The sequence below is a fragment of the Brenneria alni genome, from assembly GCF_003666245.1.
Taxonomy (GTDB): Bacteria; Pseudomonadota; Gammaproteobacteria; order Enterobacterales; family Enterobacteriaceae; genus Brenneria; species Brenneria alni.
Map to the genome: position 1 here is coordinate 1 of NZ_MJLZ01000103.1, position 1695 is coordinate 1695.

Here is a 1695-nt window from a genome sequence, read left to right on the forward strand (position 1 = left end):
GTCAAAGATATCCCTGTAATATAACTCATATTAGCATACTATTTTTTCATTAATTTCCAGCCAGTTATTTTCACTGTGTTATTAACAGACTTTGCATTGTTTTTTATTAAGGCTCCATTATGTATCTTATTTTCAATCGCCTCTGCCTTATAAATAACATTCTCATCTATGTCTATATTCCTTATTATCACCCCATTTAACACCACTAAATTTATTTCAGTATCACCCAATGTTATTCTGTTATTTTTTATTGTTATATTTGAACTGTTCCCCTGCCCCCCACCTAAAGACACAATGGATTTTTTTATTAAGGACAGGTCGTTTTCTTTTATAACAATACCTTTCATGTCTCCAGTATTAGTGAATCCATAAGCAGCGCCATTAATAGTATTATCATGGACTGATATATTCATTGGTTGACCATGAATTCTGTTAATATGAACGCCAGATTCAAGCATGTTATAAATGGCATTACCATATATTTCCCCATTTGAAACAGTTTCCGGAAATACTCCATTAAGACAATTTGAAATCTTGTTTCCCCGGATAATAAAATTATTTCCATTGACTTCAGGAGAAGAACCTTTCCCCATATCCCCATATATATCAATTCCATTGTCTTTACAGTTACTGATATCATTATTTTGAATAATCAGATGTTCAAACTGAGCTACCTGTATGCCAATTTTTTGACAATCGTGAACTATGCATTCACCAATATAAATATTCCGGGCAGATAACCCTCTTTTACTTCCCCCTCGAATCTGAATCCCATTCCCATTGCAATTTATACTCTTTATGCGCTCTACTTTTATGTCATTTTTACATTCTATAAGAATATTACTTGCCTGAACTCCCGGCGCTTGTGCCTTTGCGTTACCATCGAGCGTAATGCCCGATACATCCACATTCTCCAAAAATTTAGCTTCGTCCCTGTAGCTAGATAATAACCTAAAAAAAGCGCCTGAGCCATATTGGTGGTCATAAAGTTTAATCGTTCCAGAACCTTTCATTATGATATTGCTTTTAATCAAAAGACTGTGAATCCCCATGATCTTGCCGTTTTCTTCTTTATGCACGGTTGCCGTTACAAGAAATACTCCGTCCGGAATTATGATATTCCATCGTTCACCATTTGATTTGTATTCTTTTGCACAATAGTCAATAACAGCCTGAATTATTTTTCTATTATCAAAACTTTCATAATTCTTTTCAGTACATGAATGTGCGCCTATATTCAAAATATTTATCTCTTTATTACCACTTTTATTTAACCTCTCTAAAATAGTAAGTAAATCACTAGAATCCGAGCTATCATTTCTGGAAGGAACTTTTGCGAATATTTTCTCAGAAAAGATCATAGGGATTGATGAAAGAGCCAAAAATTTCAATAAACCTCTACGCTTCATTTAATATACCTCCAAATTCATTAATATACTTTCATTTCTTCTTTTCATAATAAAGACTCAGTAATAAAGAGTTAGAGGTAGTCTAAGGGGGTTATCGGATGATTACATTTTTATCGAGAATAGTCGTTCAGTGGATATGAAAAATACTCTCTGTATAATTTAGTTAGAATAGAGGCTTTGTCTTGTTTTCTTTCCCAGGATAATAATTAAACATCATTAGTGAATTAATTACTATTTTTACGGAACTTTGAAAAACAGGACGATATAAAGCCGTGTTCCTTACCCC

General features: G+C 33.2%; 1 protein-coding gene. It reads right to left on the bottom strand.

Annotated elements, in window-relative coordinates:
- Window positions 1-38: 38 nt before the first annotated feature.
- Entirely contained in the window at window positions 39-1409 is a 1371-nt protein-coding gene (locus BIY29_RS19830) for a right-handed parallel beta-helix repeat-containing protein (RefSeq protein ID WP_121576715.1), read from the bottom strand.
- Window positions 1410-1695 lie beyond the last annotated feature (286 nt).